The sequence below is a fragment of the Arthrobacter sp. BPSS-3 genome (assembly GCF_044628475.1).
Classification (GTDB): Bacteria; Actinomycetota; Actinomycetes; order Actinomycetales; family Micrococcaceae; genus Arthrobacter.
This window is the reverse complement of the sequence record NZ_JBIMMV010000002.1, coordinates 552,480-577,566: the sequence shown is the minus strand read 5'-3', so window position 1 is coordinate 577,566 and position 25,087 is coordinate 552,480. Positions and strand designations below refer to the sequence as shown.

22 protein-coding genes are annotated in these 25,087 nt (G+C 69.5%); 19 read left to right on the top strand and 3 right to left on the bottom strand.

The genetic code is table 11. From position 1 onward, the window contains the following. Positions 1-14: 14 nt before the first annotated feature. Positions 15-1,298 carry a cysteine--1-D-myo-inosityl 2-amino-2-deoxy-alpha-D-glucopyranoside ligase gene (gene mshC, locus ACFVY3_RS05730; protein WP_400159040.1) on the top strand — a complete coding sequence of 428 codons (1,284 nt, stop codon included), beginning with the start codon at positions 15-17 and terminating at the stop codon, positions 1,296-1,298. A 70-nt stretch (positions 1,299-1,368) separates the two neighbouring features. On the opposite strand, the gene ACFVY3_RS05725 is transcribed toward mshC, so the two are convergent. Then, positions 1,369-2,274: a PAC2 family protein gene (locus ACFVY3_RS05725; protein ID WP_377970525.1), complete on the bottom strand. Its 906-nt coding sequence runs from the start codon at positions 2,272-2,274 to the stop codon at positions 1,369-1,371. Between the two features lie 153 nt (positions 2,275-2,427). Between ACFVY3_RS05725 and ACFVY3_RS05720 the strand changes: the two genes are divergently transcribed. The 18 genes from ACFVY3_RS05720 to ACFVY3_RS05635 all read left to right on the top strand — a co-directional run bounded on the left by ACFVY3_RS05720 (position 2,428) and on the right by ACFVY3_RS05635 (position 23,265). Next, positions 2,428-3,168, top strand: a complete 741-nt coding sequence (locus ACFVY3_RS05720) for an HAD family hydrolase (RefSeq protein ID WP_400159039.1) — start codon at positions 2,428-2,430, stop codon at positions 3,166-3,168. Next, the gene (locus tag ACFVY3_RS05715) at positions 3,161-4,345 is read left to right on the top strand and encodes a site-2 protease family protein (protein ID WP_400159038.1); all 1,185 of its coding nucleotides are present in this window, start codon (positions 3,161-3,163) and stop codon (positions 4,343-4,345) included. Before ACFVY3_RS05720 ends, ACFVY3_RS05715 begins: the two co-directional genes overlap by 8 nt. A gap of 137 nt (positions 4,346-4,482) precedes the next feature. Next, complete coding sequence (locus ACFVY3_RS05710; RefSeq protein WP_400159037.1) at positions 4,483-5,532, top strand: tRNA (adenine-N1)-methyltransferase; 1,050 nt, start codon at positions 4,483-4,485, stop codon at positions 5,530-5,532. A gap of 81 nt (positions 5,533-5,613) precedes the next feature. Further along, a complete protein-coding gene (arc, locus tag ACFVY3_RS05705) occupies positions 5,614-7,407 on the top strand; it encodes a proteasome ATPase (protein ID WP_400159036.1) in 1,794 nt (597 codons plus the stop codon). Positions 7,408-7,454: 47 nt separating this feature from the next. Then, a complete protein-coding gene (gene dop, locus ACFVY3_RS05700) occupies positions 7,455-9,065 on the top strand; it encodes a depupylase/deamidase Dop (RefSeq protein ID WP_400159067.1) in 1,611 nt (536 codons plus the stop codon). A gap of 89 nt (positions 9,066-9,154) precedes the next feature. Next, entirely contained in the window at positions 9,155-9,355 is a 201-nt protein-coding gene (locus ACFVY3_RS05695) for a ubiquitin-like protein Pup (protein ID WP_290257843.1), read from the top strand. Positions 9,356-9,418: 63 nt separating this feature from the next. Continuing rightward, positions 9,419-10,276 (top strand): proteasome subunit beta, encoded by an 858-nt coding sequence (gene prcB, locus ACFVY3_RS05690; protein ID WP_400159035.1) that lies wholly within the window; start codon positions 9,419-9,421, stop codon positions 10,274-10,276. Position 10,277: 1 nt separating this feature from the next. Beyond that, on the top strand, positions 10,278-10,985 hold the full coding sequence (gene prcA / locus ACFVY3_RS05685) for a proteasome subunit alpha (RefSeq protein ID WP_364135746.1): 708 nt from the start codon (positions 10,278-10,280) through the stop codon (positions 10,983-10,985). Position 10,986: 1 nt separating this feature from the next. After that, the gene (gene pafA, locus ACFVY3_RS05680; protein ID WP_400159034.1) at positions 10,987-12,351 is read left to right on the top strand and encodes a Pup--protein ligase; all 1,365 of its coding nucleotides are present in this window, start codon (positions 10,987-10,989) and stop codon (positions 12,349-12,351) included. A gap of 112 nt (positions 12,352-12,463) precedes the next feature. Further along, positions 12,464-13,402, top strand: a complete 939-nt coding sequence (locus ACFVY3_RS05675) for an FKBP-type peptidyl-prolyl cis-trans isomerase (protein ID WP_400159033.1) — start codon at positions 12,464-12,466, stop codon at positions 13,400-13,402. Positions 13,403-13,449: 47 nt separating this feature from the next. Beyond that, the gene (locus ACFVY3_RS05670; protein ID WP_290257838.1) at positions 13,450-13,845 is read left to right on the top strand and encodes an FKBP-type peptidyl-prolyl cis-trans isomerase; all 396 of its coding nucleotides are present in this window, start codon (positions 13,450-13,452) and stop codon (positions 13,843-13,845) included. Positions 13,846-13,975: 130 nt separating this feature from the next. After that, entirely contained in the window at positions 13,976-16,036 is a 2,061-nt protein-coding gene (locus ACFVY3_RS05665) for a helix-turn-helix transcriptional regulator (protein ID WP_400159032.1), read from the top strand. A gap of 10 nt (positions 16,037-16,046) precedes the next feature. Then, complete coding sequence (locus ACFVY3_RS05660; protein ID WP_364135734.1) at positions 16,047-16,448, top strand: hypothetical protein; 402 nt, start codon at positions 16,047-16,049, stop codon at positions 16,446-16,448. A 36-nt stretch (positions 16,449-16,484) separates the two neighbouring features. Next, positions 16,485-16,754: a Sec-independent protein translocase subunit TatA gene (gene tatA, locus ACFVY3_RS05655; RefSeq protein ID WP_290257835.1), complete on the top strand. Its 270-nt coding sequence runs from the start codon at positions 16,485-16,487 to the stop codon at positions 16,752-16,754. Positions 16,755-16,802: 48 nt separating this feature from the next. Next, positions 16,803-17,597: a twin-arginine translocase subunit TatC gene (gene tatC / locus ACFVY3_RS05650; protein ID WP_364135829.1), complete on the top strand. Its 795-nt coding sequence runs from the start codon at positions 16,803-16,805 to the stop codon at positions 17,595-17,597. A gap of 24 nt (positions 17,598-17,621) precedes the next feature. Then, positions 17,622-20,588: a DEAD/DEAH box helicase gene (locus ACFVY3_RS05645; protein ID WP_400159031.1), complete on the top strand. Its 2,967-nt coding sequence runs from the start codon at positions 17,622-17,624 to the stop codon at positions 20,586-20,588. Between the two features lie 106 nt (positions 20,589-20,694). Then, the gene (locus ACFVY3_RS05640) at positions 20,695-22,395 is read left to right on the top strand and encodes an amidohydrolase (protein ID WP_400159030.1); all 1,701 of its coding nucleotides are present in this window, start codon (positions 20,695-20,697) and stop codon (positions 22,393-22,395) included. 132 nt (positions 22,396-22,527) lie between these two features. Beyond that, positions 22,528-23,265 carry a polyprenol monophosphomannose synthase gene (locus tag ACFVY3_RS05635; RefSeq protein ID WP_290257832.1) on the top strand — a complete coding sequence of 246 codons (738 nt, stop codon included), beginning with the start codon at positions 22,528-22,530 and terminating at the stop codon, positions 23,263-23,265. Positions 23,266-23,365: 100 nt separating this feature from the next. Here ACFVY3_RS05635 and ACFVY3_RS05630 read toward each other — a convergent pair whose 3' ends face one another. Together ACFVY3_RS05630 and ACFVY3_RS05625 are read right to left on the bottom strand one after the other, a co-directional pair. After that, entirely contained in the window at positions 23,366-23,713 is a 348-nt protein-coding gene (locus ACFVY3_RS05630) for an RNA polymerase-binding protein RbpA (RefSeq protein ID WP_290257831.1), read from the bottom strand. A 349-nt stretch (positions 23,714-24,062) separates the two neighbouring features. Further along, positions 24,063-25,043: an SPFH domain-containing protein gene (locus tag ACFVY3_RS05625; RefSeq protein WP_400159029.1), complete on the bottom strand. Its 981-nt coding sequence runs from the start codon at positions 25,041-25,043 to the stop codon at positions 24,063-24,065. Positions 25,044-25,087: the final 44 nt, after the last annotated feature.

Sequence of the window (25,087 nt, the reverse complement as noted above, 5' to 3'; positions counted from 1 at the left end):
ACTAGGCTTGGTCTGTGAAATCCTGGACCTCCCGCCCCGTTCCCCAACTGCCGGGCGCCATGCCCGCCGTGCGTCTCTTCGACACCGCCCAGGACGGCCCCGTGACCCTCGGCGCGGCGGGGGAGCAGTCCATGTACGTCTGCGGCATCACGCCCTACGACGCCACCCACATGGGGCACGCTGCCAGCTACGTCGCCTTTGACCTGCTCAACCGGGCCTGGCGCGACGGCGGCCAGAGGGTCGCCTACGTCCAGAACGTCACCGACGTCGACGACCCCCTGCTGGAGCGCGCGACGGCGACCGGCGTCGACTGGCGCGACCTCGCCGCCAGCCAGATCGAGCTCTTCCAGACGGACATGGAAGCCCTCAACGTCCTCGCCCCGGATGACTACATCGGCGCGGTCGAGGCCATCCCACTGATCGTCCCCGCCATCGAAACCCTGCTTGAGCGCGGCCTGGCGTACCGGGTTGCCGGCACGGACGGCGAGCCCGACGGCGATGTCTACTACGACGTCGAAGCCGCTGGCAAGCACTCCGCCGAGGACACCGACGCCTGGACCCTTGGCTGCGTGTCGCACCTCTCCGACGCCGAGATGCTCGAACTCTTCGCCGAGCGTGGCGGCGACCCGGGCCGCGCCGGCAAGCGGCAGGCTCTGGACCCGTTGCTCTGGCGCGTGGCCCGCGACGGCGAGCCCCGCTGGGCTGGCGGCGAGCTGGGGGAGGGCCGCCCCGGCTGGCACATCGAGTGCACCGTCATCGCGCAGAAGTACCTGCCCGCACCGTTCACCGTCCAAGGCGGCGGCTCGGACCTGGTCTTCCCGCACCACGAAATGGGTGCCGGCCACGCCTACTCCCTGACCGGGACGCCGCTGGCGAAGCACTTCGCGCACGCCGGAATGGTGGGCCTCGACGGCGAGAAGATGAGCAAGTCCAAGGGCAACCTGGTGCTCGTCTCCAAGCTCCGTGCCGCCGGCGAGGAACCGGCCGCCATCCGCCTGGCCATCCTGGCCCACCACTACCGCAGCGACTGGTCCTGGACTGACGAAGGCTTCCATGAAGCCAAGCGCCGTCTCGGTTCGTGGCGCAAGGCGCTCCAGTGCGCACCCTCCGGATCCGCCAAGGCCCTGATCGAACAGATGCGCGCCGCGCTCTCGGACGACCTCAAAGCCCCCGAGGCCCTGGCCGCCGTCGACGCCTGGGCCGGTGCCGCCCTGGCCGCCGGAGACACCCCGGCCTCGGCCACCGACGCCGCCCTGGTGTCCGACGCGGTCAACGCCCTGCTCGGTATCGAGCTCTAGGCAACCAACAACACAAAAGCGCCGGCGACCCTCTGACTGGGTCGCCGGCGCTTTGCAGTCTAAGCAGCGTCTACGGTTTGTCCTTGCCGCGGCGCTTCAGGTACCGCTCGAACTCCCGGGCGATCGACTCGCCGCTGGCCTCGGGCAGGTCGGCGGTGTCCTTGGCCTCCTCGAGCTGCCGGACGTAGGCCGCGATCTCGGGATCTTCGGTGGCCAGCTCGTCCACGCCGCGCTCCCACGCGTCAGCGTCCTCCACCAGCTCCTGTGTGTCCAGCGGAAGCTGGAGCAGCTCCTCGATCCTGTGCAGCAGCGCCAGCTGGGCCTTCGGCGAAGGCGCCTGCGCCACATAGTGCGGCACGGCGGCCCAGAGGGAGATGGTGGGCAGCCCGGCCAGCAGCGCGACCTCGGACAGGACGCCGACAATACCCACCGGGCCCTCGTACTGCGAGGCCTCCAGGTCCATCCGCTCCCGCAGGGCGGCGTCGTCGGTCGAGGCGCTGACCGGGATGGGGCGGCTGTGCGGCACGTCCGCCAGCAGGGCCCCCACCAGGATGACGTAGTCGACGTTCAGCGCCTCGGCGTGGACCAGGAGTTCGGCGGTGTAGGCACGCCACTTATAGGACGGCTCGGTGCCCTGGACGAAGATGACGTCCACGTTCGAGCCCGGCACGCTGGCCTTGAAGATCCGGGTGGAAGGCCACTTGATTTTGCGGTCGCCGGAGGCGGTCCGCCGGATGACCGGGCGGGTGAACTGGAAGTCGTAGTACTCGTCCGCCTCGATGGTGCCGACCTTCTTGCCGCCCCAGAGCTTGTTTAGGTAGCGCAGGGCGTCGCTGGCGGCCTCGCCGGCGTCGTTCCAGCCCTCGAACGCGGCCAGCATCACCGTGATCCGCTGGCCTTCCGGGACGGGCTGCAGCAACCGTTCCGGCTCAGGCAGGGCGTCCGTTTCGGGGGTGTCCGAGTCGAAGCTATTCATGAGTTCACCCTACGTCCAAGTTCCGGACGAATGCAGTCAGGCCGGCCCCCTGAGTCCGGCGTCTTCGCCCTCGGCGTAGCGGCCCGCACCAGGGAGCGGCCGGCACACCGGCGCTGAACCGGCGCTGAAGCACTGCACCGTAGACTGGAAGGCATGCGATCGCCAGCCTCCACGCCCCTGCTCAAAGCCGCTCTCTGGGACATGGACGGCACCATCGTGGACACCGAGCAGTACTGGATCGCCGCCGAGCACGCGCTGGTCGAGGAACACGGCGGCCAGTGGTCGCACGAAAAGGCGATGCAGCTGGTGGGCCAGTCCCTGGTGTTCTCCGCCGGCCTGCTGCAGGACGCGGGCGTGCGGCTGGAAATCCGCGAGATCATCGACACCCTCACCGGCCATGTGGTCAGCCTGGTCCGCGAGGAGGTGCCATGGCGCCCGGGAGCCCGCGAACTGCTCGAAGAACTGCACACCGCCGGCATCCGCTGCGCACTCGTGACCATGTCCGAGGCGCCGCTCGCGCGTGAAATCGTGGCCAGCCTGCCCAAGCCCTACTTCGAGTTCCTGGTCACCGGAGACACCGTCACCCAGGGTAAGCCCCACCCGGAGGCCTACCTCAAGGCCGTGCAACTGCTGCAGGAGGCCGACCCGGAGCTGGGATTGCACCACTGCGTGGCCCTCGAAGACTCCGCCCCGGGCGTCGCCGCAGCGGTCGCCTCCGGCGTCACCACGGTGGCCATCCCGCATATCGTTCCGCTGCCGGAGGACCCGCGCCGCGCCACTTGGGACACCCTGGCCGGCCGCACCGTCGCTGACCTGCAGGAACTCGTGACGCTGCGCCACGAAACCACCCCGGCACCCGCCCCGGCATTCAGCGGCGGTGGCCGCAATGACTGAACCGTCCGGGCCCCCGGCAGGCAGGCAGCGCACCGAAAAGCCGGCCGAGGACAAGCCGTTCTCCCTGCGCGGCGGCATTCCGCTCGGCCGGATCGCCGGCATCCCCGTCATCCTGGCCTACTCGTGGTTCGCAATCGCCGCGTTTACCGTGATCGCCTACGGTCCCGTGCTGGCGCACAACAACCCCCGGCTCGGCGCCACCGCCTACCTCGTGGCGTTCGCTTACGCCGTCCTGCTGCTGATCTCGGTGCTGGTCCATGAGCTGGCGCATGCCCTGACCGCCCGGATGTACCGCTGGCCCACCAGCAAGATCGTCCTGAACCTCTGGGGCGGCCACACCCAGTTCGAGGAGTTCACCGCCTCGCCCGGGAAGTCCGTGCTGGTTGCCATGGCCGGCCCCGTCGCGAACCTGGTCCTGGCCGGCGCCGGCTGGCTGGTGGTCTCCGGCGGCCAGCTGACAGGCGTCGCGGACACCCTGGCGAACATCTTCGTCTGGGCCAACCTGCTGATCGGCATTTTCAACGTTCTGCCCGGCCTTCCGCTCGACGGCGGCCGCCTGGTGGAATCCGCCGTGTGGAAGGCCACCGGCAGCCACGAGAAGGGCACCATCGCCGCCGGTTGGGCGGGCCGGATCATCGTGGCCGCCCTGGTCATCTGGTTCGTGGCGCTTCCCCTGCTCAGCGGCAACCGGCCGGATACCTCCCTGCTGTTGATCACGCTCTTGGTGGGGAGCTTCCTCTGGCTGGGCGCCACCGCCTCGATCCAGCAGGCCCGGTACCGCAGCCGGCTCCCGCTCGTGGCCGCCGCCGCACTGGCCGAACCGGCCATCGGCATACCCGCCGCCGCCAGCGTCGCCGAGGTGCTGCGGTTCTCGCCCGCCGGCAGCCCCGCCGTCGTCCTCTACGGCCCCGACGGGCGTCCCTCCGCCGTCGTCGACCCCGCTTCCGCCGCGCAGGTACCCGCCGGGCTCGCCGACACGACGCCGGCGGCGGCGGTCGCCTACCCGCTCACGGCCGGCGCCTACGTCAAGGGAACGGACCGGGGCGCGGAACTCCTGACGTACCTCGCGCAACTGGAAGGCTCGGACTACGCGGTGATCGACGACGCCGGGCGCGTCACCGGCCTGCTGCGCCAGCTGACCGTCCTCAACACCCTCACCGGCAAACAGCGCGGCTGACCGTCACCGGACCCACCCGAAACCCCCAAGCGGGCCGGAAACCGGTAGAGTTACCTGCCGGCCGTGAATCTCCGGCCAACCCACGGGCCGCCGCCGAATCCGCGGCCACCCAGCGTCACAGGAGCGAGGAACATCCCATGAGCAGCGACACCGCCGCCAACGCCACCCCTCACGGGGACGTCCCCCCGCTGACCCCGGCCGGTGCCAACCGCCGCCGCGGCCCGTTCCGGGTGGGCGAGCGGGTGCAGCTGACGGACGAACGCGGCCGGATGAACACGATCAGCCTGGAGACCGGCGGCGCGTTCCACACCCACCGCGGCTTCCTCAACCACGACGAGATCATTGGCAAGCCGGACGGCTCGGTGGTGGTCAACAACGTCGGCCAGCAGTACCAGACCCTCCGGCCGCTGCTTTCGGACTTCGTCCTCTCCATGCCGCGTGGCGCGGCGGTCGTCTACCCCAAGGACGCCGCCCAGATCGTCACCATGGCCGATATTTTCCCCGGCGCCCGCGTCGTCGAGGCCGGCGTCGGCTCCGGTGCCCTGTCCATCTCGCTGCTCCGCGCGGTGGGCGACAACGGCTACCTGCACTCCTTTGAGCGGCGCGAGGAGTTCGCCGACATCGCCCGCGGCAACGTCGAAACCATCTTCGGCGGCCCGCACCCGGCCTGGCAGATCACCCTGGGCGACTTCCAGGAACAGGTCGTCAAGACCGAGGAACCCGGCTCCGTGGACCGCGTGGTGCTGGACATGCTGGCGCCCTGGGAATGCCTCGACGCCGTCGGCACCGTCCTGGCGCCCGGGGGCGTCTGGATCAACTACGTCGCCACCGTGACGCAGCTGTCCCGCACCGCCGAGGCCATCCGCGCCGACGGCCGCTTCACCGAACCCGACGCCTGGGAATCCATGGTCCGCGGCTGGCACCTCGAGGGCCTGGCCGTCCGCCCGGACCACCGCATGGTGGCCCACACCGGCTTCCTGCTGGTCACCCGCCGCCTCGCCGACGGCGTCACCGGCATCTCCGTCAAGCGCCGCCCGTCCAAGACCGAGTTCGACGCCGAAGACGTCAACGCCTGGACGCCCGGCGCCGTGGGGGAGCGGGCCGTGTCGGATAAGAAGCTGCGGCGCGCGGCCCGCGACGCGATCGCCGGCACCAACGTGGTGGACGGCCCCGAGGTCACGAACTAGTCCGTATTTCGGAAGTCTTCCCCGGCGTTGGCCCTCTTCGCGTTATGGTCTTAATAGCTGTACTGAAGGGGCTGATGCACGATGGAGACTCCGAACACCGACCAGGGCCGCACGCCCGATGAGCAGTTCCCCGCCGCCGCAGGGCAGCAGGGGAACACCGGGGACGCGGCACGCACCGCCGCCGAGGCCACCGTTGCCGAGCGGCAAATCAACATCCTCCGCGATAAGCTGCGCCACATCGACCGGCAGCTTGCCGCCGCCACGCAGAACAATGCCAAGCTCGTGGGGATGCTGGAGACGGCCAAGGCCGAGATCCTTCGGCTGAAGAACGCCCTCGACCAGGAGGGCCAGCCGCCCTACAGCTTTGGCACCATCCTGCAGCTGAACCCTAAACGGCACGTTCCCAACGGCGGCGGCCAGGCGACCACCGAGGAATCGGTGGACATCTTCAATGCCGGCCGCAAGATGCGCGTGGGAATCAGCCCGCTGGTCAACATCAGCCAGCTGGCGGTCGGCCAGGAGGTGCTCCTCAACGAGGCGCTGCTGGTGGTGGCCGGCCTCGGCTACGAACGCGCCGGCGAGCTGGTCACTCTGAAGGAACTGCTCGGCTCAGACCGCGCCCTGGTGGTGGGCCGTGCCGACGAGGAACGCGTCGTCCGGCTCTCCGGCTCGCTGCTGACCCAGAAACTCCGTGTGGGCGACGCGCTCTCGGTAGACACCCGCACCGGCTACGCCCTGGAGAAGATTCCGCGGTCCGAGGTGGAGAACCTGGTCCTCGAGGAAGTCCCGGACATCACCTACCAGGACATCGGCGGCCTGGGCCCGCAGATCGAGCAGATCCGCGACGCCGTCGAACTGCCGTTCCTGCACCCGGACCTGTACCGCGAGCACGGGCTCAAGGCCCCCAAGGGCATCCTGCTCTATGGCCCTCCCGGCTGCGGCAAGACCCTGATCGCCAAGGCAGTGGCCAACTCCCTGGCCGCACGCGCCGCGGAACGCGCCGGCAAGAGCGACATGAAGAGCTACTTCCTGAACATCAAGGGCCCGGAGCTGCTGGACAAGTACGTCGGCGAGACCGAACGGCACATCCGGCTCATCTTTGCCCGCGCCCGGGAGAAGGCCTCCGACGGCAGCCCCGTCGTCGTCTTCTTCGATGAGATGGATTCGCTCTTCCGCACCCGCGGCACCGGCATCTCCTCCGACGTCGAAACCACGATCGTGCCGCAGCTGCTGAGCGAGATCGACGGCGTGGAGCGCCTGGACAACGTGATCGTGATCGGCGCATCGAACCGCGAGGACATGATCGACCCGGCCATCCTGCGCCCCGGCCGGCTGGACGTCAAGGTGAAGATCCAGCGGCCCGACGCCGAGGCCGCCGCGGACATCTTCAACAAATACATCACCACGGACCTGCCGTTCCACGAGTCCGACATCGCCGAGCACCACGGCGACGTCCAAGCCACCGTGGACGCCATGATCCAGCGCACCGTCGAGGCGATGTACTCCACCGAAAAGTCCAACGAATACCTCGAGGTTACCTACGCCAACGGCGACACCGAGATGCTCTACTTCAAGGACTTCAACTCCGGCGCCGTCGTCCAGAACGTGGTGGACCGGGCCAAGAAGTCCGCCATCAAGGACCTGCTCACCACCGGCCAGAAGGGCCTGCGGATCGACCACCTCCTGCACGCCGTGGTGGACGAATTCCGCGAGCACGAGGACATGCCCAACACCACCAACCCGGATGACTGGGCCCGGATCTCCGGCAAGAAGGGCGAACGCATCACGTATATCCGCACCATCGTCCAAGGCAAGGCCGGCCAGGAACCCGGCAAGACAATCGAGACGATGCCCACCACAGGCCAGTACCTGTGACGGCTGGCCCCGCCGCCGGAACCGGCGCCCTGCCCGCCGGCGGCGTGATGCGGGTGATGGGATCAGAAACCGAATACGGGATCCACGCCCCGTCCGCGCCGGGCGCGAACGCCACCATGATGTCCGCCCGGGTGATCCAGGCATACGCTCAGGTCACCCGCCAGCGGGCCGCCGGCGGAGCGGAAACCCGCTGGGACTACACCGACGAGGAGCCGCTGCACGACGCCCGCGGCTGGACGGTGGAGCGGGCCGCGGCGGATCCCGAGCAGCTGACCGACCGGCCGCCGGTGCTTGATGCCGAGTCGGTGGCGCTGGCCTACGGCCGCGGCGAGCTGGAGCGCGACGGCGAGGACAAGTCCGGCTCGCTGCTGATGAACATGGTCCTGGGCAACGGGGCCCGGCTTTACGTCGACCATGCCCACCCGGAGTATTCCAGCCCCGAGGTCACCAACCCGCACGACGCCGTCGTCTGGGACGCCGCCGGTGACCTGGTGGCCCTCGCCGCCGTGCGCCGGCTGGCCGCCGACCCGGAACTGCCGCCGATCAACCTCTACAAGAACAACACGGACAACAAGTCCGTCTCCTACGGTTCACACGAGAACTACCTGATGCCGCGCTCCGTGCCGTTCGGCGACATCGTCCGCGGCCTGACGCCGTTCTTCATCACCCGACAGGTCATGTGCGGTGCCGGCCGCGTGGGTCTCGGCCAGGACAGCTCCCGCGCCGGCTACCAGATCAGCCAGCGCGCCGACTTCTTCGAGACCGAGGTGGGGCTGGAAACCACCATCCGACGGCCGATCATCAACACCCGCGACGAATCGCACGCCACGGCGGACAAGTACCGCCGGCTGCACGTGATCATCGGCGACGCCAACTTGAGCGAGGCCGCCAACTACCTCAAGTTCGGCACCACCGCGGCGGTCCTCAGCCTGATCGAAGCGGGCCTGGCCCCGCGGATCGAGGTCCACGACCCGGTGGCGGCGCTGCAGTCCGTCAGCCACGACACGGCCCTGACCGCCACGCTTCGGCTCAAGGACGGCCGCCGCGTCACCGCCCTGGACATCCAGTGGATGTACCACGAGGCCGCGTCCAAGCTCGCCCAGGAGACCGGGGTGGGCGACGCCGTCGACGGCGACGGGCACACCCGCGCGCTGCTGGACCGGTGGGCTGCGACGCTGACCGCGCTCGACGGCGACCGGGCGGCGGCCGCGTCCTCCGTGGAATGGCTGGCCAAGCTGTCCCTGCTGGAGGGCTACCGGCAGCGGGATGGGCTTGACTGGTCCGATGCCCGGCTGGGTCTGGTGGACCTGCAGTGGGCGGACATCCGCCCCGAGAAGGGCCTCTACCACCGGCTCCTCGCCCGCGGCCGGATGCAACGGGTTGCCACGGAGGCGGAGATCCAGCGCGCCGTCGGCGAGCCGCCGTCGGACACCCGGGCCTATTTCCGCGGCCGCTGCGTCAGCCGCTTCGGGCATGACCTGGTCGGTGCCAGCTGGGATTCGGTGATCTTCGACCTCCCCGGCCGGGGCAAGCTGCAGCGCGTCCCCACCCGCGAACCGCTGCGCGGAACCGAGGCCCTGACCGGCGCTTTGTTCGACCGGCACCAGGACGCCGGGGAGTTCCTGGCGGAGCTGCTGGGGCAGGCGCCGGCCTCCTGACGCCAAAGCCCCCGCAGGGTCCGGCAGCGTGGCAATATGGCTTACAGGAAGTCCCGCGCCGAGCGGGACGGACAGCGAAGGAGAAGATCATGGCAGGCCAGGAGCAGATGCAGCCGCAGTCCCGCGACACCGAGGTCGAGGAGGACGTCGCCCCGCCGCCCGCCGCGCCCGAGGCCCAGGCTTCAGAGGCGACACAGGGCGTGGATGACCTGCTCGACGAAATCGACGGCGTCCTGGAATCCAATGCCGAGGAGTTCGTCCGCGCATTCGTGCAAAAGGGCGGCCAGTAGCCAGCCCCGGGCCGCGGACGGGCCGCGGCAGCCATTGATTCACTACGTGGAGGGAGTGCACCAATGCTGGACAATTCAGCCGACCAGGTGATGGCGGGGGCGTCGTCCTCATTCGCCGAGCACCTGCAACGCTCGCGGCCCGAACTGCTGCCCTACAACGCACTCTCTGCGGGGTCCGGCGCCCCGGCGGGACTGACCGCCGGCCACATTCCCGGCAACGGCTCGGCCCTGGCCGGCGTGCCACACGCCACCACGATCGTCGCCCTGACCTACGCCGGGGGAGTCCTGATGGCGGGGGACCGGCGCGCAACGATGGGCAACATGATCGCCAGCCGGCACATCGAAAAGGTTTTCCCGGCCGACCACTACTCGGTGCTGGGCATCGCCGGGACCGCCGGCATCGCCATCGACATCACCCGTCTCTTCCAGGTCGAGCTCGAACACTACGAGAAGATCGAGGGCACGCAGCTGAGCCTGGACGGCAAGGCCAACCGCCTCGGCGCCATGGTCCGCGGCAACCTCCCGATGGCCATGCAGGGCCTGGCCGTCGTCCCCCTGTTCGCGGGCTTCGACCGCACCGCGGGCATCGGCAGGCTGTTCTCCTACGACGTCACCGGCGGCCGCTACGAGGAACAGGAGCACCACGCCGTCGGCTCCGGCTCCGTCTTCGCCCGCGGCGCGCTGAAGAAACTGTGGCGGCCGGGGCTCAGCGGCGCCGACGCCGTCCAGGTGGCCGTCGAGGCCCTCTACGACGCCGCCGACGACGACTCCGCCACCGGCGGGCCCGACCCCGTACGGCAGCTTTGGCCCGTGGTCTACACCGTCGACCGGGCCGGCGCGGTCCGGGTCCCCGAAGCGCAGCTGGCCGCCGTGGCCGGCGGCATCATCGACGCCCGCACGGCCGCACAGAGGGAGGCCTGAGATGACCCAGCAGTTCTACGTCTCCCCGGAACAACTCATGAAGGACCGGGCCGACTTCGCCCGGAAGGGTATTTCCCGGGGCCGGTCCGTGGTGGTGGTCAGCTGCCGGGACGGCATCGCCCTGGTGGCGGAGAACCCCTCCCCGTCGCTGCACAAGATCGGCGAGATCTACGACAAGATCGCCTTCGCCGCGGTCGGCAAGTACAACGAGTTCGAGAGCCTCCGGCAGGCGGGGGTGCGCTACGCCGACGTCCGCGGCTACTCCTACGACCGTGAGGACGTCACCGCGCGCGGCCTGGCCAGTGTCTACGCCCAGAGCCTGGGGGCCGTGTTCACCGCGGAGCAGAAGCCTTTCGAGGTGGAGCTGGCCGTCGCCGAGGTGGGACCCGCCCCGGAGGCGGACCACCTCTACAGGCTTACCTTCGACGGTTCGATCGCCGACGAACAGGGATTCATCGTGATGGGCGGACAGGCCGACAAGGTTTCCGAGGCCGTGGCCGACGGCTGGCGCGGGGACCTCGACTTCGGCGGGGCCATCCGGCTCGCGCTGGCCGGCCTCGTGGCGGACCGGGACGCGGCTGCCCTGCCGGTCTCCGCCGTCGAGGTGGCCGTCCTGGACCGCGGCTCGGAAACCGCGCGCGGCACCCGGCGGGCCTTCCGCCGGCTCGACGACGCCGAACTTGCCGCGCTGCTGGCGGAGGGAAACTGACATGGACAAGAGAATTTTCGGCATCGAAACCGAATTCGGGATCTCCTATTCGAGCCCGGAGTCCCGGCCGCTCGCCCCGGAGGAAGTGGCCCGCTACCTGTTCCGCAAGGTGGTCAGCTGGGGACGCTCCTCCAATGTGTTCCTCACCAACGGCTCACGGCTATACCTGGACGTTGGATCCCACCCGGAGTACGCCACCGCCGAATGCGATGACCTGGTGCAGCTGATCGCCCACGACCGCGCCGGCGAGCTGATCCTGGATGACCTCGTGGCCGAGGCGCAGGAGCGCCTCGCCGCCGAGGGTTTCAACGGCACCGTCTACCTGTTCAAGAACAACACCGACTCGGCCGGAAACTCCTACGGCAGCCACGAGAATTACCTCATCCCGCGCCGCGGCGAGTTCTCCCGGCTGGCCGAGATCCTGATCCCGTTCCTGGTCACCCGCCAACTGATTGCGGGCGCCGGCAAGATCCTGAAGACCCCGCACGGCGCCACCTACGCGTTTTCCCAGCGCGCGGACCACATCTGGGAGGGCGTCTCTTCGGCCACCACCAGGTCCCGGCCGATCATCAACACCCGGGATGAGCCGCACGCCGACGCCGAGTTCTACCGGCGGCTGCACGTGATCGTGGGCGACTCGAACATGTCCGAGACCACCACGCTCCTCAAGGTCGGCACGGTGGACCTGATCCTGCGGATGATCGAGGCCGGGGTAATCATGCGCGACATGCGGATGGAGAACCCGATCCGGAGCATCCGCGAGATCTCCCATGACCTGACCGGCCGGGCCCTGGTCCGCCTGGCCAACGGCCGGCAGCTCACCGCCCTGGAGATCCAGCGCGAATACCTGAACAAGGTCACCGAGTTCGTGGCGGACAAGGGCGCGCACAACGCCCACGTCCCGCTGATCCTGGACCTCTGGGAGCGGACGCTGGACGCGATCGAGAGCGGGGACACCAGCGCCATCGACACAGAGGTGGACTGGGCCATCAAGAAGAAGCTGATGGACAGCTACCGGACCCGGCACGGCCTGGAACTGGATGCCCCCAGGATCGCGCAGCTGGACCTGACCTACCATGACATTTCGCGCAGCCGCGGGCTGTTCTACCTGCTCCAGTCGCGCGGCGCGGCCCGGCGACTGGTGGACGACACCGCGGTCAAGGACGCCGTCGACGCCCCGCCGCAGACCACCCGCGCGAAGCTCCGCGGCGACTTCGTCCGCCGGGCCCAGGAACTGGGCCGGGACTACACGGTCGACTGGGTCCACCTCAAGCTCAACGACCGCGCCCACCAGACCATCCTCTGCAAGGATCCGTTCCGCAGCGTGGACGACCGGGTGGATGCCCTGCTGGACTCTATGGGCTGATACCCAGCTTTCCGCGTTACTCTGGAGAAGGTGCCGTTTCCCGGCAACCGCTTGCCTTGCCGCCGGCATGAGCCCGGCATGGCGTCCATCCTGCCCCGACGAAAGTTCTTACGTGCGCCGACTACTAGCAATTCTTCTTCCCGGACTGCTGCTGCTCACCGCCTGCGGTGGCGGCGACAAGGCGGCCCCGGAGCCCACCAGCCAGTCCGCCGGCGAGACCGCGAAGCTGGACTCGCTGAAACTGACCGACAACGGTGACAAGAAGGCCCCCGGCGTCGACTTCACCAAGCCGCTGGAGGTCAAGGACCCCACCATCAAGGTGGTCACCGAAGGCAACGGCGACAAGGTCAAGGCCAACCAGGTCGCAGACATCTCGATCGTCGCGTTCAATGGCAAGGACGGCTCCACTGTTGAGGACACCTTCCCGAAGGACCCGGAGAAGCTCGAACTCAACGACGACCTGAAGTCCGGCAGCGCCGTCATCTACAACGCGTTCGTCGGCGCCAAGGTCGGCTCCCAGCTGGCCCTCGCCGTCCCCGGCCAGGCCGGCGCCGAGGGTGCCCCCGCGCAGCCCTCGCAGCTGATCGTCATCAAGATCCTCGCCGCCAAGGACGCCCCGAAGGTCCTCGACAAGCCCGAAGGCGACGCCGTGACGCCGCCGGCCGGCCTGCCGACCGTAAAGGATAACGACAAGGGCGTTCCGGTCATCTCGGTCACCGGCGTCGCCGCACCGACCGCGCTCGTCTCCCAGGACCTGATCAAGGGCAAGGGACAGGCCATCAAGGAGACCGACACCATCACGGTGAACTACGTCGGAGCGACCCTCGCCGACGGCAAGGTCTTCGACTCCAGCTTCGACAGCGGCAAGAAGGCCTCCTTCCCGCTCAACGGCGTGATCAAGGGCTGGACCCAGGGCCTGGCCGGCAAGACCGTCGGCTCCCGCGTCCTCCTGGTCGTTCCCAAGGCCCTCGCCTACCCCGACGCCACGGCCGCCAGCGGCCAGCCGGTCGGCGACCTCGTGTTCGTCGTCGACATCCTCGGCGTCAAGTAACCCTTCCGCATTCCGCACCACACCCAAGCACCCCCGAAGGAGCACACATGTCATTTGGACAGCGCAACCTCGACCGCCAGAAGCCCGAGATCGACTTCCCGGAAGGCGATGTCCCCACCGAGCTGGTCATCAAGGACCTGATCGAGGGCGACGGCGCCGAGGCCAAGGCCGGCGACACCGTGTCCACCCACTACGTGGGCGTGGCCTGGTCCACCGGTGAAGAATTCGACGCCTCCTGGGGCCGCGGCGCACCGCTGGACTTCCGGGTCGGCGTCGGCCAGGTCATCCAGGGCTGGGACCAGGGCCTCCTGGGCATGAAGGTCGGCGGCCGCCGCCGGCTCGAGATCCCCTCCGAACTGGCCTACGGCTCCCGTGGCGCCGGCGGAGCGATCGGCCCCAACGAGGCCCTGATCTTCGTGGTCGACCTCGTGGCCGTCCGCTAAGGGCGTACCACCCCCGCCGGGCCCCTAAGCCCGGCACCTTCCGCGGCGGCGCGGCACCCAAGAGGAAACAACTTCCCCGGGTGCCGCGCTTCCGCCGTTTAACGCCGCGGAACTTTAGTAGCCTTGCGGGGTGTCCGCCTCACGTACCGAACGTCTCCTGAACCTGCTGATCGCGCTGCTGAACACCACCTACGGCCTGCGCCGCGGAGAGCTGCGCCGCAAGGTCTACCACGACACCACCAGCTCCGAGGCCGCCTTCGGGCGGATGTTCGAACGGGACAAGGACGAACTCCGCCGCTTCGGCTTCGAGGTGGAGACCGTCATGGACAAGGGCTGGGGCTCTGACGACCCGGCCACCACCCGCTACCGGATCGGCAAGGAATCCAACCGGCTGCCGGACGTGAGCCTCACCCCGGAGGAATCCACGGTCCTCATGCTGGCGGCCCAGCTGTGGGAGCAGGCAGCGCTGGGCTCCGCCGCCCGCAACGCCGTCCGCAAGCTCCAGGCCGCCGGCGGCCTGGCCGACGCCGAGCTCCCCGCCGGCGTCCAGCCCCGGATCCGCCCCGCCGGGCAGGGCTTCGAGGACCTGGTCACCGCCGTCCACGCCCAGCACCCGGTGGCGTTCGCCTACCGCGCGGGCAGCACCGGCCGCGAGGAACAGCGCACCGTGGAACCCTGGGGCCTTGGCAGCCGCTTCGGCCAGTGGTACCTGATCGGCTACGACCGTGGCCGCAAGGACAAGCGGTTCTTCCGGCTCTCCCGATTTACCTCCGCCGTCACGGTCCTGGAACAGGAAACCTTCACCCCGCCGCCGGCGTTCAACGTCCGCGACCAGCTCGCGGCCCTGCCCGAGCTGCCCGTCCGGCACGCCGCCGTCGACGTCGCCGCGGGCGCACTGCCGGGGCTGCGGCGGCACGCAGCGGACCCAGACACAGTGGACACGGACGGAGGAGCGGACGATGGCGGCGCTGGCCCCCGCGGGGGCTACGACCGGCTGCTGTTGCCGTACCGGGACGAGGAGACGTTTGCCGCCGAGCTCGCCGCGTACGGGGCGAAGGCCGTCGTCGCCGGCCCGGCCCAGCTGCGGGACGCGGTGCTGCGCCGGCTGGATGCCGCGGCGGAGTTTGCGGCCGCTCCGGTGCCCGCCGTCGACTTCGCCCCTGCCGGACCCCAGGCAGTGAAGCGCACCCGGAAACGCACCTCCGAGGATCAGCTCAAGCGCATGCTCCAGCTGATCCCGTTCCTGGTGCACAACCAGGGACTGCACATCAGCGAGGTGGCCGACCGCTTTGGCGTCACCCGTAAGGTGCTCGAGGAGGACCTGCAAATCCTGATCTGCTCCGGCCTCCCGGAGGGTTACCCGGACGACCTGCTGGACATCCGCTGGGATGACGACCACGTCTTCATCATCCAGGACCTGGACCTCACCCGGCCCGTCCGCTTCACCGTCGACGAGGCCTGCGCGCTGCTCACCGGGCTGGAGGCGCTCAACGGCCTGCCCGGCATCGCGGAGGGCGGAGCCCTGGAGTCCGTGACCCTCAAGCTCATGGCCGCCGCCGGCGAGGAGGGCCTCAAGGCCGCCGCCCTCTCCGGTCCCGAGGTCACACCCCAGGACTCGGCGGCGCTGGAGACCGCACGGGAGGCCATCCGCTCCGGCTCCCAGCTGCACCTGCAGTACCTCGCCCCGCAGCGGGACGCCGTCTCCGAACGCGACGTCGACCCCCTGCGCCTCTACTCCCTGGACAGCACCTGGTACCTCGAGGCCTACTGCCACTCGGCACGGGCGGTCCGGAACTTCCGCCTCGACCGGATCCAGGACCTGCGCCCCAACGGACGCCCGGTGACCGCCGCCGGAGCGCCCGCCGACGGTTTCCCGGTGAAGCTCTTCACCCCGAACGACGACGACGCCGTTGTGGTCCTCGAATTGACCCCGCGCGGCGCTGGCCTGGCGGACGAGTACTACGCCGAACGCACCGCCCCGCTGCCCAAGGGCAACCTCCTGGCCGAGGTGCGCTTCGGCAGCACCGACTGGGTGCCGATGCTGATGGCCCGCCACGGCGGCGACGCCCGCGTGGTGGCCCCCGCGGGGCTCGCCGCCGACGTCGCCCGCTGGCTGGATGCTGCGCTGGAATCGTACGGCGCGGCCGGAAACCCGCCGGCGCCGGCGCACCAGCGGCGGCAGCGCGGCTAGACTGAACAGCATGCCTTGGTGGTCCTGGATCCTGCTCTGGACGGCGCTGATTGCGTTGTCGCTGCTCTTCATCGGCGTGCTCGGCGTGCGGTTGTTCCGGCAGTTCATGGCCACCCTCAAGGATCTCGGTGAGGCGGGGGACCGGCTCGCGGCCTTCGGGGCGGCGCCGTCCACTCCCGGTTCAGCCGTGGTTCATGTGGACGGCCTAGGCTCGGACGGCGGCGCGGCAGAAGGCGGCACCCCGGGTCCTATGACGGCTCCGGGCGCGGCGGTTTTTGCCGCTCCCGCGCTGATGCGTCAGAATTACCATGCATCCAAAGCGGCACGGCAGGAAGCCCGGCGCATTCGCCGGATCCGGCGAAAAACGGAACGTGGCCAGCCGCAGGCACTGCGGGACCTCGATATCCGTTAGTCATTAGGATGTACCTAAACGAAAGGACCACCCAGCATGAGGCTTGAAGGCTGGCATCTCATCATCATCATCGTCCTGGCACTGGTGCTGTTCGCAGCGCCGAAGCTGCCGGGGATGGCCCGCAGCCTGGGTCAGTCGATGCGGATTTTCAAGTCCGAGGTCCGCGAAATGAAAAAGGACGGCAAGCCCGAGGCCGAGGTTGACCCGGACGCCGTCGAGGGCCGCGTGGTCAACCACCCCCGGACCGCAGGCCCCGAAGGCCACCCCGGCGGCGGAACCGACGTTCCCCCGTCCACGCGCGCCTAGAACCACATGGCAGTGACCATGAACCGACGGTCGAACCCCGAGGGCCGGATGGCCCTGATCGATCACTTCAAAGAGCTGCGCAACCGGCTCTTTAAGTCGGCGATCGCCGTCGTGCTGGGCACGGTCGTCGGCTTCCTGGTTTACCAGCCCATCCTCGCGGCCCTGATCAAACCGATCCGGGACCTCAACGAGCACGAGGGCCGGCAGGCGTCGCTGAACTTCGACGGCGTCGCCAGCTCCTTCGACCTGATGATCCAGGTCTCCGTGTTCCTCGGCCTGCTGGTGGCCAGCCCGGTCTGGATCTACCAGCTCTGGGCCTTCATCGTGCCCGGGCTGCACAAGAAGGAACGCCGCCTGGCGCTCTCCTTCGTGGCCGCGGCCGTCCCGCTCTTCGTCGGCGGCGTGCTGCTGGCCTGGCTGGTGCTGCCGAACGCGGTCCGGGTTCTCACCGAGTTCACCCCCTCCGGCGGCTCCAACTTCATCAGCGCCCAGGTCTACCTGTCCTTCGTGCTGCGTCTGCTGCTCGCCTTCGGCATCGCGTTCCTGCTGCCGGTGGTGCTGTTTGGACTCAACCTGGCCGGACTGGTCAAGGGCCGCCAGCTGCTCAAGAGCTGGCGGATCACGGTCTTCCTGGTCTGCCTGTTCGCGGCGATGGCCGCCCCCGGCGCGGACGCGACCAGCATGTTCTACCTGGCCGTGCCCATGCTGGTGCTGTTCTTCACCGCGATCGGGTTGTGCCTGCTCAACGACCGGCGCCGCGAGAAGAAGGCGGCGAAGATCGACGCCGAGACCGAGGCCACGGCAGACCGCGCCACCCCCAGCTCCGAACTGGAGAATCTCTAGGCCGGAGCGCATTAGGCTGGAAGCATGTCGTTGAACCCTGAGCCCGAGTCGCCCTCCGAGCGCTACCGGGCCAGCGTCGAACGGGCCGCCGAGGCCAGGACCTACCTGGGTGGTTTCACCCGTTCGCTCGCCTTTGACCTTGACCCCTTCCAGCGCGAGGCCTGCTTGTCCCTGCAGGCCGGCCGCGGAGTGTTGGTGGCTGCGCCCACCGGCGCCGGGAAGACCATCGTCGGCGAATTCGCCATCTACCTGGCCCTGCAGCGCGGCCTGAAGGCGTTCTACACCACGCCCATCAAGGCCCTCAGCAACCAAAAATACACCGAGCTGGCCGGCAAGTACGGCGCCCAGAATGTGGGCCTGCTGACCGGTGACACCAGCATCAACGGCGAGGCCCCCGTAGTGGTGATGACCACCGAGGTGCTGCGCAACATGCTCTACGCCGGCTCCGAGACCCTGGACGACCTGGGCTTCGTGGTGATGGACGAGGTGCACTACCTCGCCGACCGGTTCCGCGGCGCGGTCTGGGAGGAGGTCATCATCCACCTCCCCAGCGAGGTCCAGGTGGCCTCGCTCAGCGCCACCGTCTCCAACGCCGAGGAATTCGGCGCCTGGCTGGACACCGTCCGCGGCCAGACCGACGTCATCGTCTCCGAACACCGGCCCGTCCCGCTCTGGCAGCACGTCATGGTGGGCCGGAAGATCGTGGACCTCTTCGCCGGGGACACCACCTTCGACGAGGTCGCCGCCGCCGGGCCGTCTGATGCGGACGACGTCGCCGCGGGCGACGGGGTCACCGTTGCCGGCACCCTCGAGGGTGGCACGACCGACGACGGCGGCAGCCGCCCCGCGGCGCCCACCAAGCGCCGGGCCATCACCGAGAAGGCCGGCTTCGAGGTCAACCCGGAACTGCTCTCGATGGCCAAGGCCGAGAGCCAGATGAACTTCCGCGGACGGTTCGGCCACGGCGGCCGCAGCCAGCGCCGGCACCGGAACCAGCGGGATGAGGCGCCCCAGTCCGCGCAGCGCAGCCCGGTCCGGAAGGCCAGCCGCCCGCAGGTAATCGCAAGCCTGGACCGGATGGACCTGCTCCCGGCCATCACCTTCATCTTTTCCCGGGCCGGCTGCGACGCCGCGGTGGCTCAGTGCGTCTCCGCCGGGCTCTGGCTCACCACGGAGAAGGAACAGGCCGTCATCGCCAGCCGCGTGGACGAGGCCGCCCAGGACATCCCCTCCGACGACCTGGACGTCCTGGGCTTCTGGAGCTGGCGGGACGGGCTGCTCCGCGGCTTGGCCGCCCACCACGCCGGCATGCTGCCCACCTTCAAGGAGGTAGTGGAGAAGCTCTTCGTCGACGGTCTGGTCAAGGCCGTGTTCGCCACCGAGACCCTGGCCCTGGGCGTGAACATGCCCGCCCGCTGCGTCGTGCTGGAGAAGCTCGACAAGTTCAACGGCGAGGCGCACGTGAACATCACGGCGGGGGAGTACACCCAGCTCACCGGCCGTGCCGGACGCCGCGGCATCGACGTCGAGGGCCACGCGGTCGTGCTCTGGCAGCCGGGCACCGACCCCGCCGCCGTCGCCGGCCTCGCCTCCCGCCGCACCTACCCGCTCAACTCCAGCTTCCGGCCCACCTACAACATGTCGATCAACCTCGTGGCCCAGTTCGGCAGGGCCCGGGCACGCGAGATCCTCGAATCCTCGTTCGCGCAGTTCCAGGCCGACCGGTCCGTGGTGGGCCTGGCCAAGCAGGTCCGCAGCCGGGAGGAGTCGCTGGCCGGCTTCCACAAGGCCATGACGTGCCACCTGGGCGACTTCACGGAATACACCCGGATCCGCCGGGCCCTCTCCGAGGCGGAAAAGTCGGCGTCGCAGAACTCCTCGCGGGCCCGCAAGTCGGTCACCGAGGACTCCCTGAGCCGGCTGCTGCCCGGCGACGTCGTCGACGTGCCCTCCGGCCGCACGCCCGGTCTCGCCGTCGTCCTCAGCTCCGACCACCAGTCGCGCGAACCGCGGCCGGCCATCATGACCATGGAGCACCAGCTGCGCCGGATCGGCCTGCACGATCTCGAGGGCCCCATCAGCCCCCTGACCCGGGTGCGGATCCCGAAGTCGTTCAACGCCAAGGTGCCCAAGTCCCGCCGGGACCTGGCCTCCTCCGTGCACAACGCGCTGCGGGAAAACAGGCCGCCGGCGCCGCCGAACCGCAACGAGGACTTCGGCCGCGCCGCCGCGGCGCCCAACCTGGAGCGGAAGATCACCGAGCTGCGGCGGGAACTACGCGCCCACCCCTGCCACGGCTGCAGCGAACGCGAGGACCACGCCCGCTGGTCCGAGCGCTGGTGGAAGCTCCGGCAGGAGACCGACGGCCTGGTCCGCCAAATCCAGGGCCGGACCAACACCATCGCCAAGACCTTTGACAGGGTCTGCGGCGTCCTCTCCGCCTACGGCTACCTGGAAACCGGGGAGTCCGGAACGGTCTCGATCAGCCCGGACGGGCAGCGGCTGCGCCGGATCTACGGCGAGAAGGACCTGCTGATTTCCCAATCGCTGCGCCTCGGCGCCTTCGGCGACCTGGACGCCGCCGAGATCGCGGCCCTCGCCAGCGTGCTGGTCTACCAGGCCAAACGCGAGGACCGCGGCCTGCGGCCCAAGATGCCGAGCGTTTCCCTGGAGTCCGCGGTCGACATTGTGGTCCGGGAATGGTCCGCGCTGGAGGACGTCGAGGAGGCGAACAAGCTGCCCCTGACCGGGGAACCGGAGCTGGGGCTGGTTTGGCCGGTCTTCAAGTGGGCCAAGGGCCGGCACCTTCAGGAGGTGCTCAGCGGCACGGACCTGGCCGCCGGCGACTTCGTCCGCTGGGTTAAGCAAATCATCGACCTGCTGGACCAGCTGGCCAAGATCCCCGGGCTGGAGCCCCGGGTCTCGCGGCTCTGCTCCGACGCGATCAGCCTGATTAAGCGCGGCGTCGTCGCCTACTCGGCCGTCGCCTGACCCCGGCCAGCTCCCTGGCCCTCATCAGATTCACGGCGGTTTCGGCCGCCCACCGCAGTCACGCCGCCGGAGTGCCCGGCGGCCCGCAGTAAGGAGTTCGTTGTCCATGACCGCTTCACCCTCCGAGTCCCGGCCCGCCACCACCGAGCGTAAGGTCACGCTGTACCGCAACGGCTCGGTCTACACCGCGGCCGATCCCTTCGCGACGGCGATGCTGGTGGACGGGGACACGGTGGCGTGGGTGGGGTCCGAGCAGGCCGCCACCTCCATCGCGGACGACTCGATGACCATCGTCGACCTGCAGGGCGCGCTGCTGGCCCCGGGCTTCGTCGATTCCCACGTGCACCTGACCGAGACCGGCATCGCGCTCGAATCCCTGCAGCTGGGCCAGGTGCGCTCCGGCGCCGAGCTGCTCGACGCCGTCGCCCGCCACGCCGCCGCGGCATCCGGCAGCAGCACGGGAGCCGGGTCCGACGGCGGGACGATCCTGGGCCACGGCTGGGACGAGTCCCAGTGGTCCGATCCGACCTTGCCCGGCCGCGAGGAACTCGAGCGGGCCGCCGGCGGCCGCCCGGTCTACCTGTCCCGGGTTGATGTCCACTCCGCGCTGGTGTCCGCGTCCCTGGCCACCGCCGCCGGGCTGCCCGGACTCGACGGTTTCGGCGCCGACGGCCAGGTCAAGCGTGCCGCGCACACGGCCGCCCGCCGCGCCGCCCGTGACCTCCCGGCCGCCGCGCTGCGCGGCTACCAGCAGGCGGCGCTGGCCCGGTCAGCCGCCAACGGTTACGTGGCGCTGGCCGAGATGGGCGCCCCGCATATCGGCGGCGTCGAGGACCTGCGGATCGCGGCAGGCTGGAACGACGCCGGCCGTCCCGGCCCCGCCATGCCCGAGGTGCTGCCGTATTGGGGCCAGCTGGCAGGCTCGGAGGCCGAGGCCAGGTCCATCCTGGCGGACCTGGGCGTCTCCGTCCTCGGCCTGGCCGGTGACCTCAATATGGACGGCTCCATCGGCTCCCGGACGGCAGCCCTGCGTGAGGACTACGCGGACGCGCCGGGGGAGCGGGGCACCCGGTACCTCTCGGTTGATGAGGCCGCCGCCCACATCGCCGCGTGCTCGCAGCTGGGCCTGCAGGCCGGCTTCCACGTGATCGGCGACGCCGGCCTGGACGCCGCCCTCGAGGCGCTGGACCAGGCCGCGTCCGAGGTGGGCGAGCAGCGCGTGCGCGCCGCCGGCCACCGCCTGGAACACGTCGAACTGGCCGACGCCGCCGCGATCGGCCGCCTGGCCAAGTACTCGGTGACGGTCAGCGCCCAGCCGGTCTTCGACGCCCTGTGGGGCGGCCCGGACAGGCTCTACGCCCGGCGCCTGGGCGACCGGCAGCAGGGGATGAACCCGTTCGGGTCCTTCTACTCCGCCGGCGTGCCGGTGTGCTTCGGCAGCGACAGCCCGGTCACGCCGCTGAGCCCCTGGTCCAGCGTCCGGGCCTGCCTGGAACACCACGACGAGGGCGAACGCATCTCCGCGCGGGCAGCCTTCCTGGGACACACCCGCGCCGGCTGGCGCGCGGCCCGCTACCGGAACCCGATGGCGGGCCAGCTGGTCCCCGGCGCCCCGGCCAGCTTCGCGGTCTGGGAGGTCGAGGAACTCATGGTCCAGGTGGCCGACGGCCGGGTGCAGTCCTGGAGCACCGACCCTCGCGCCCGCACGCCGCTGCTCCCGGCACTGGACACCGGCAGCGACCCGGTCTGCCTGCAGACCGTCCGCGACGGCGTTGAACTCTACGCGAGCGGTTCGCTGGGCCGCTGACCCGCCGCCGGCGCGGCCCGAACGGCCCGCCGGCGCCCGGACTCCCTGTCTATAATGGGAAGCTGTGCCCGTCGTCGGCTCCCGCCGACCATCCCGGCCTGCCGACCGCTCCCTCCAAGGAAAGGCCCCGCTGTGCGTGTCCTCACGATCATCCCGACTTACAACGAGCTGGAATCGTTGCCCAAGACCCTTGGACGCCTGCGCACCGCCGTGCCCGCCTCCGACGTGCTGGTGGTCGACGACAACAGCCCCGACGGTACCGGCGCGCTGGCCGACCGGATGGCGGCTGAGGACAGCCAGGTCCACGTGCTGCACCGGGCGGGCAAGGCCGGCCTGGGTGCCGCCTACATCGCGGGCTTCAAGTGGGGCCTCGACGCCGGCTACGACATCCTCGTGGAGATGGACGCCGACGGTTCGCACAAGCCCGAGCAGCTGCCGCAGCTGATCGAGGCCGTGGAGCAGGGCGCCGACCTGGCGATGGGTTCCCGCTGGGTTCCCGGCGGCAGCGTGGTCAACTGGCCGCTGTACCGCCAGGCGATTTCCCGCGTCGGCAGCACCTACGCCCGCATCATGCTCGGCGTGAACATCAAGGACGTCACCGGCGGCTTCCGCGCGTTCCGCCGCAGCACCCTGGAGAAGCTGAACCTGGATTCGGTCGATTCGGTGGGCTACGGCTTCCAGGTGGACCTGGCCTGGCGCGTCGCCCGGCTGGGCCTGACCATCGTCGAACGCCCCATCACCTTCGTCGAGCGTGAGCTGGGCGCCTCCAAGATGAGCGGCAATATCGTGGTGGAAGCCATGATCAACGTCACCAAGTGGGGCCTGACCGCCCGCTGGAACACCCTGAGCCACAAGCTCGGCCGCAAGTAGCCAGGGGCCGACCGGCACAACGGCGCAGGCAAAGCAGACAAACAAAAAGCCGGGCCGGAACCCCTGAGGGGTTCCGGCCCGGCTTTCTTTGTGTAATGACCTAGGCGGAGCGGCGTTCCCCGCGGCGTTCGCGGAGGATGGTGAGCCGGTCCTCGAGGATCTGCTCCAGCTCCGGCAGGGAGCGGCGTTCCAGAAGCATGTCCCAGTGCGTGCGGACAGCTTTTTCGTTGCCGTTGACCGGACGCTCGCCGTCAACCAGGAGCGCTTCTTTACCGGTCTTGGAAACCCATACGGGGGGAATCTCGGCCTCGGAGGAGAAGGTGACGAATACCTGCTCGCCGTCCGCGCAACGATATTCGACCCGCTGGCGCGGAGCGGGCTCGACGCCGGATTCGGTCTCCATGCTCTGTGCGCCCAGGCGCATACCCCGCAGGCTGCGATCGCTCATTTTTTCTCCCTCATGATCGGTTCGCAGGGCCGGAACCCTGCGCTAGTCCGTGGGCTGAACCCGCCGGACTACTGTGTGCATTGCGTTCTCCGGTGAACCCGTTGCAGGCGGCGCGGCCGGTCGGAGGACCTGCCGTTGTGCCGCGGTGTTCTGCCACCGGATATAACGCTCAGCGAAGCCTATTTGTTCCAGCAGGGTGAACCGGCCGGACAAATACTCCACTATACTCTGCCGGGGGCCACCAGGCAAAGGGGAACGCGGCAAAGGGGGCGCGGTAAAGGCAAAGCGGCAAAGAGAAACGCCGGGCCGCTGCCGGCCCGGCGTTCCCAATATTTCGCAGGGTGTGCGGTCAGTGCTCCGCGGCGCCCGCAGGAGCTCCGGCAGACGGGGCCGACGCCGGGACTGCCGGCGTCGTCGGTGCCCCACCCGCAGCCGGCGCACCGGCCGGAGGTTCGGGGGAGAGGCCGCCCAGGGCGCCGCCGATGCCCTTGAGGGCCTCGCCCACCTCGCTGGGGATGATCCAGAGCTTGTTCGAGCTGCCCTCGGCCAGCTTGGGCAGCGTCTGCAGGTACTGGTAGGCCAGCAGCTTCTGGTCCGGGTTGCCCTGGTGGATCGCCTCAAAGACCTTCTGGATGGCCTGGGCCTCGCCGTCGGCCCGCAGGATCGCCGCCTGGGCGTCGCCCTCGGCCTTGAGGATGGAGGACTGCCGCTGGCCCTCGGCGGTGAGGATCGCGGATTGCTTCGTGCCCTCGGCGGTCAGGATCGCGGCGCGGCGGTCACGCTCGGCGCGCATCTGCTTCTCCATCGAGTCCTGGATGGAGTGGGGCGGATCGATGGCCTTGAGCTCCACCCGGGACACCCGGATGCCCCACCGGCCGGTGGCCTCGTCCAGCACGCCGCGGAGCTGGCCGTTGATCTGGTCGCGGGAGGTCAGTGCCTCCTCCAGGTTCAGGCCACCCACCACGTTGCGCAGCGTGGTGGTGGTGAGCTGTTCCACGGCCTGGATGTAGTTGGCAATCTCGTAGGTGGCGGCGCGGGCGTCGGTGACCTGGAAGTAGACCACGGTGTCGATGGAGACCACCAGGTTGTCCTCGGTGATCACCGGCTGCGGCGGGAAGGAGACCACCTGTTCGCGCAGGTCCAGCAGCGGCAGGAGCCGGTCAACGAAGGGGATCAGGATGGTCAGACCGGGGTTCAGCGTCCGCTGGTACTTACCGAGCCGTTCCACCACGCCGGCGCGGGCCTGCGGGATGATCCGCACCGACCTGACCAACACGATTATCACGAACGCCACAAGTACCAGCAGTACAACTGCGACTGCGATATCCATACATCACCTTTTCCCCAGATATGTGGTTTTGCTGTGCGGCGGGT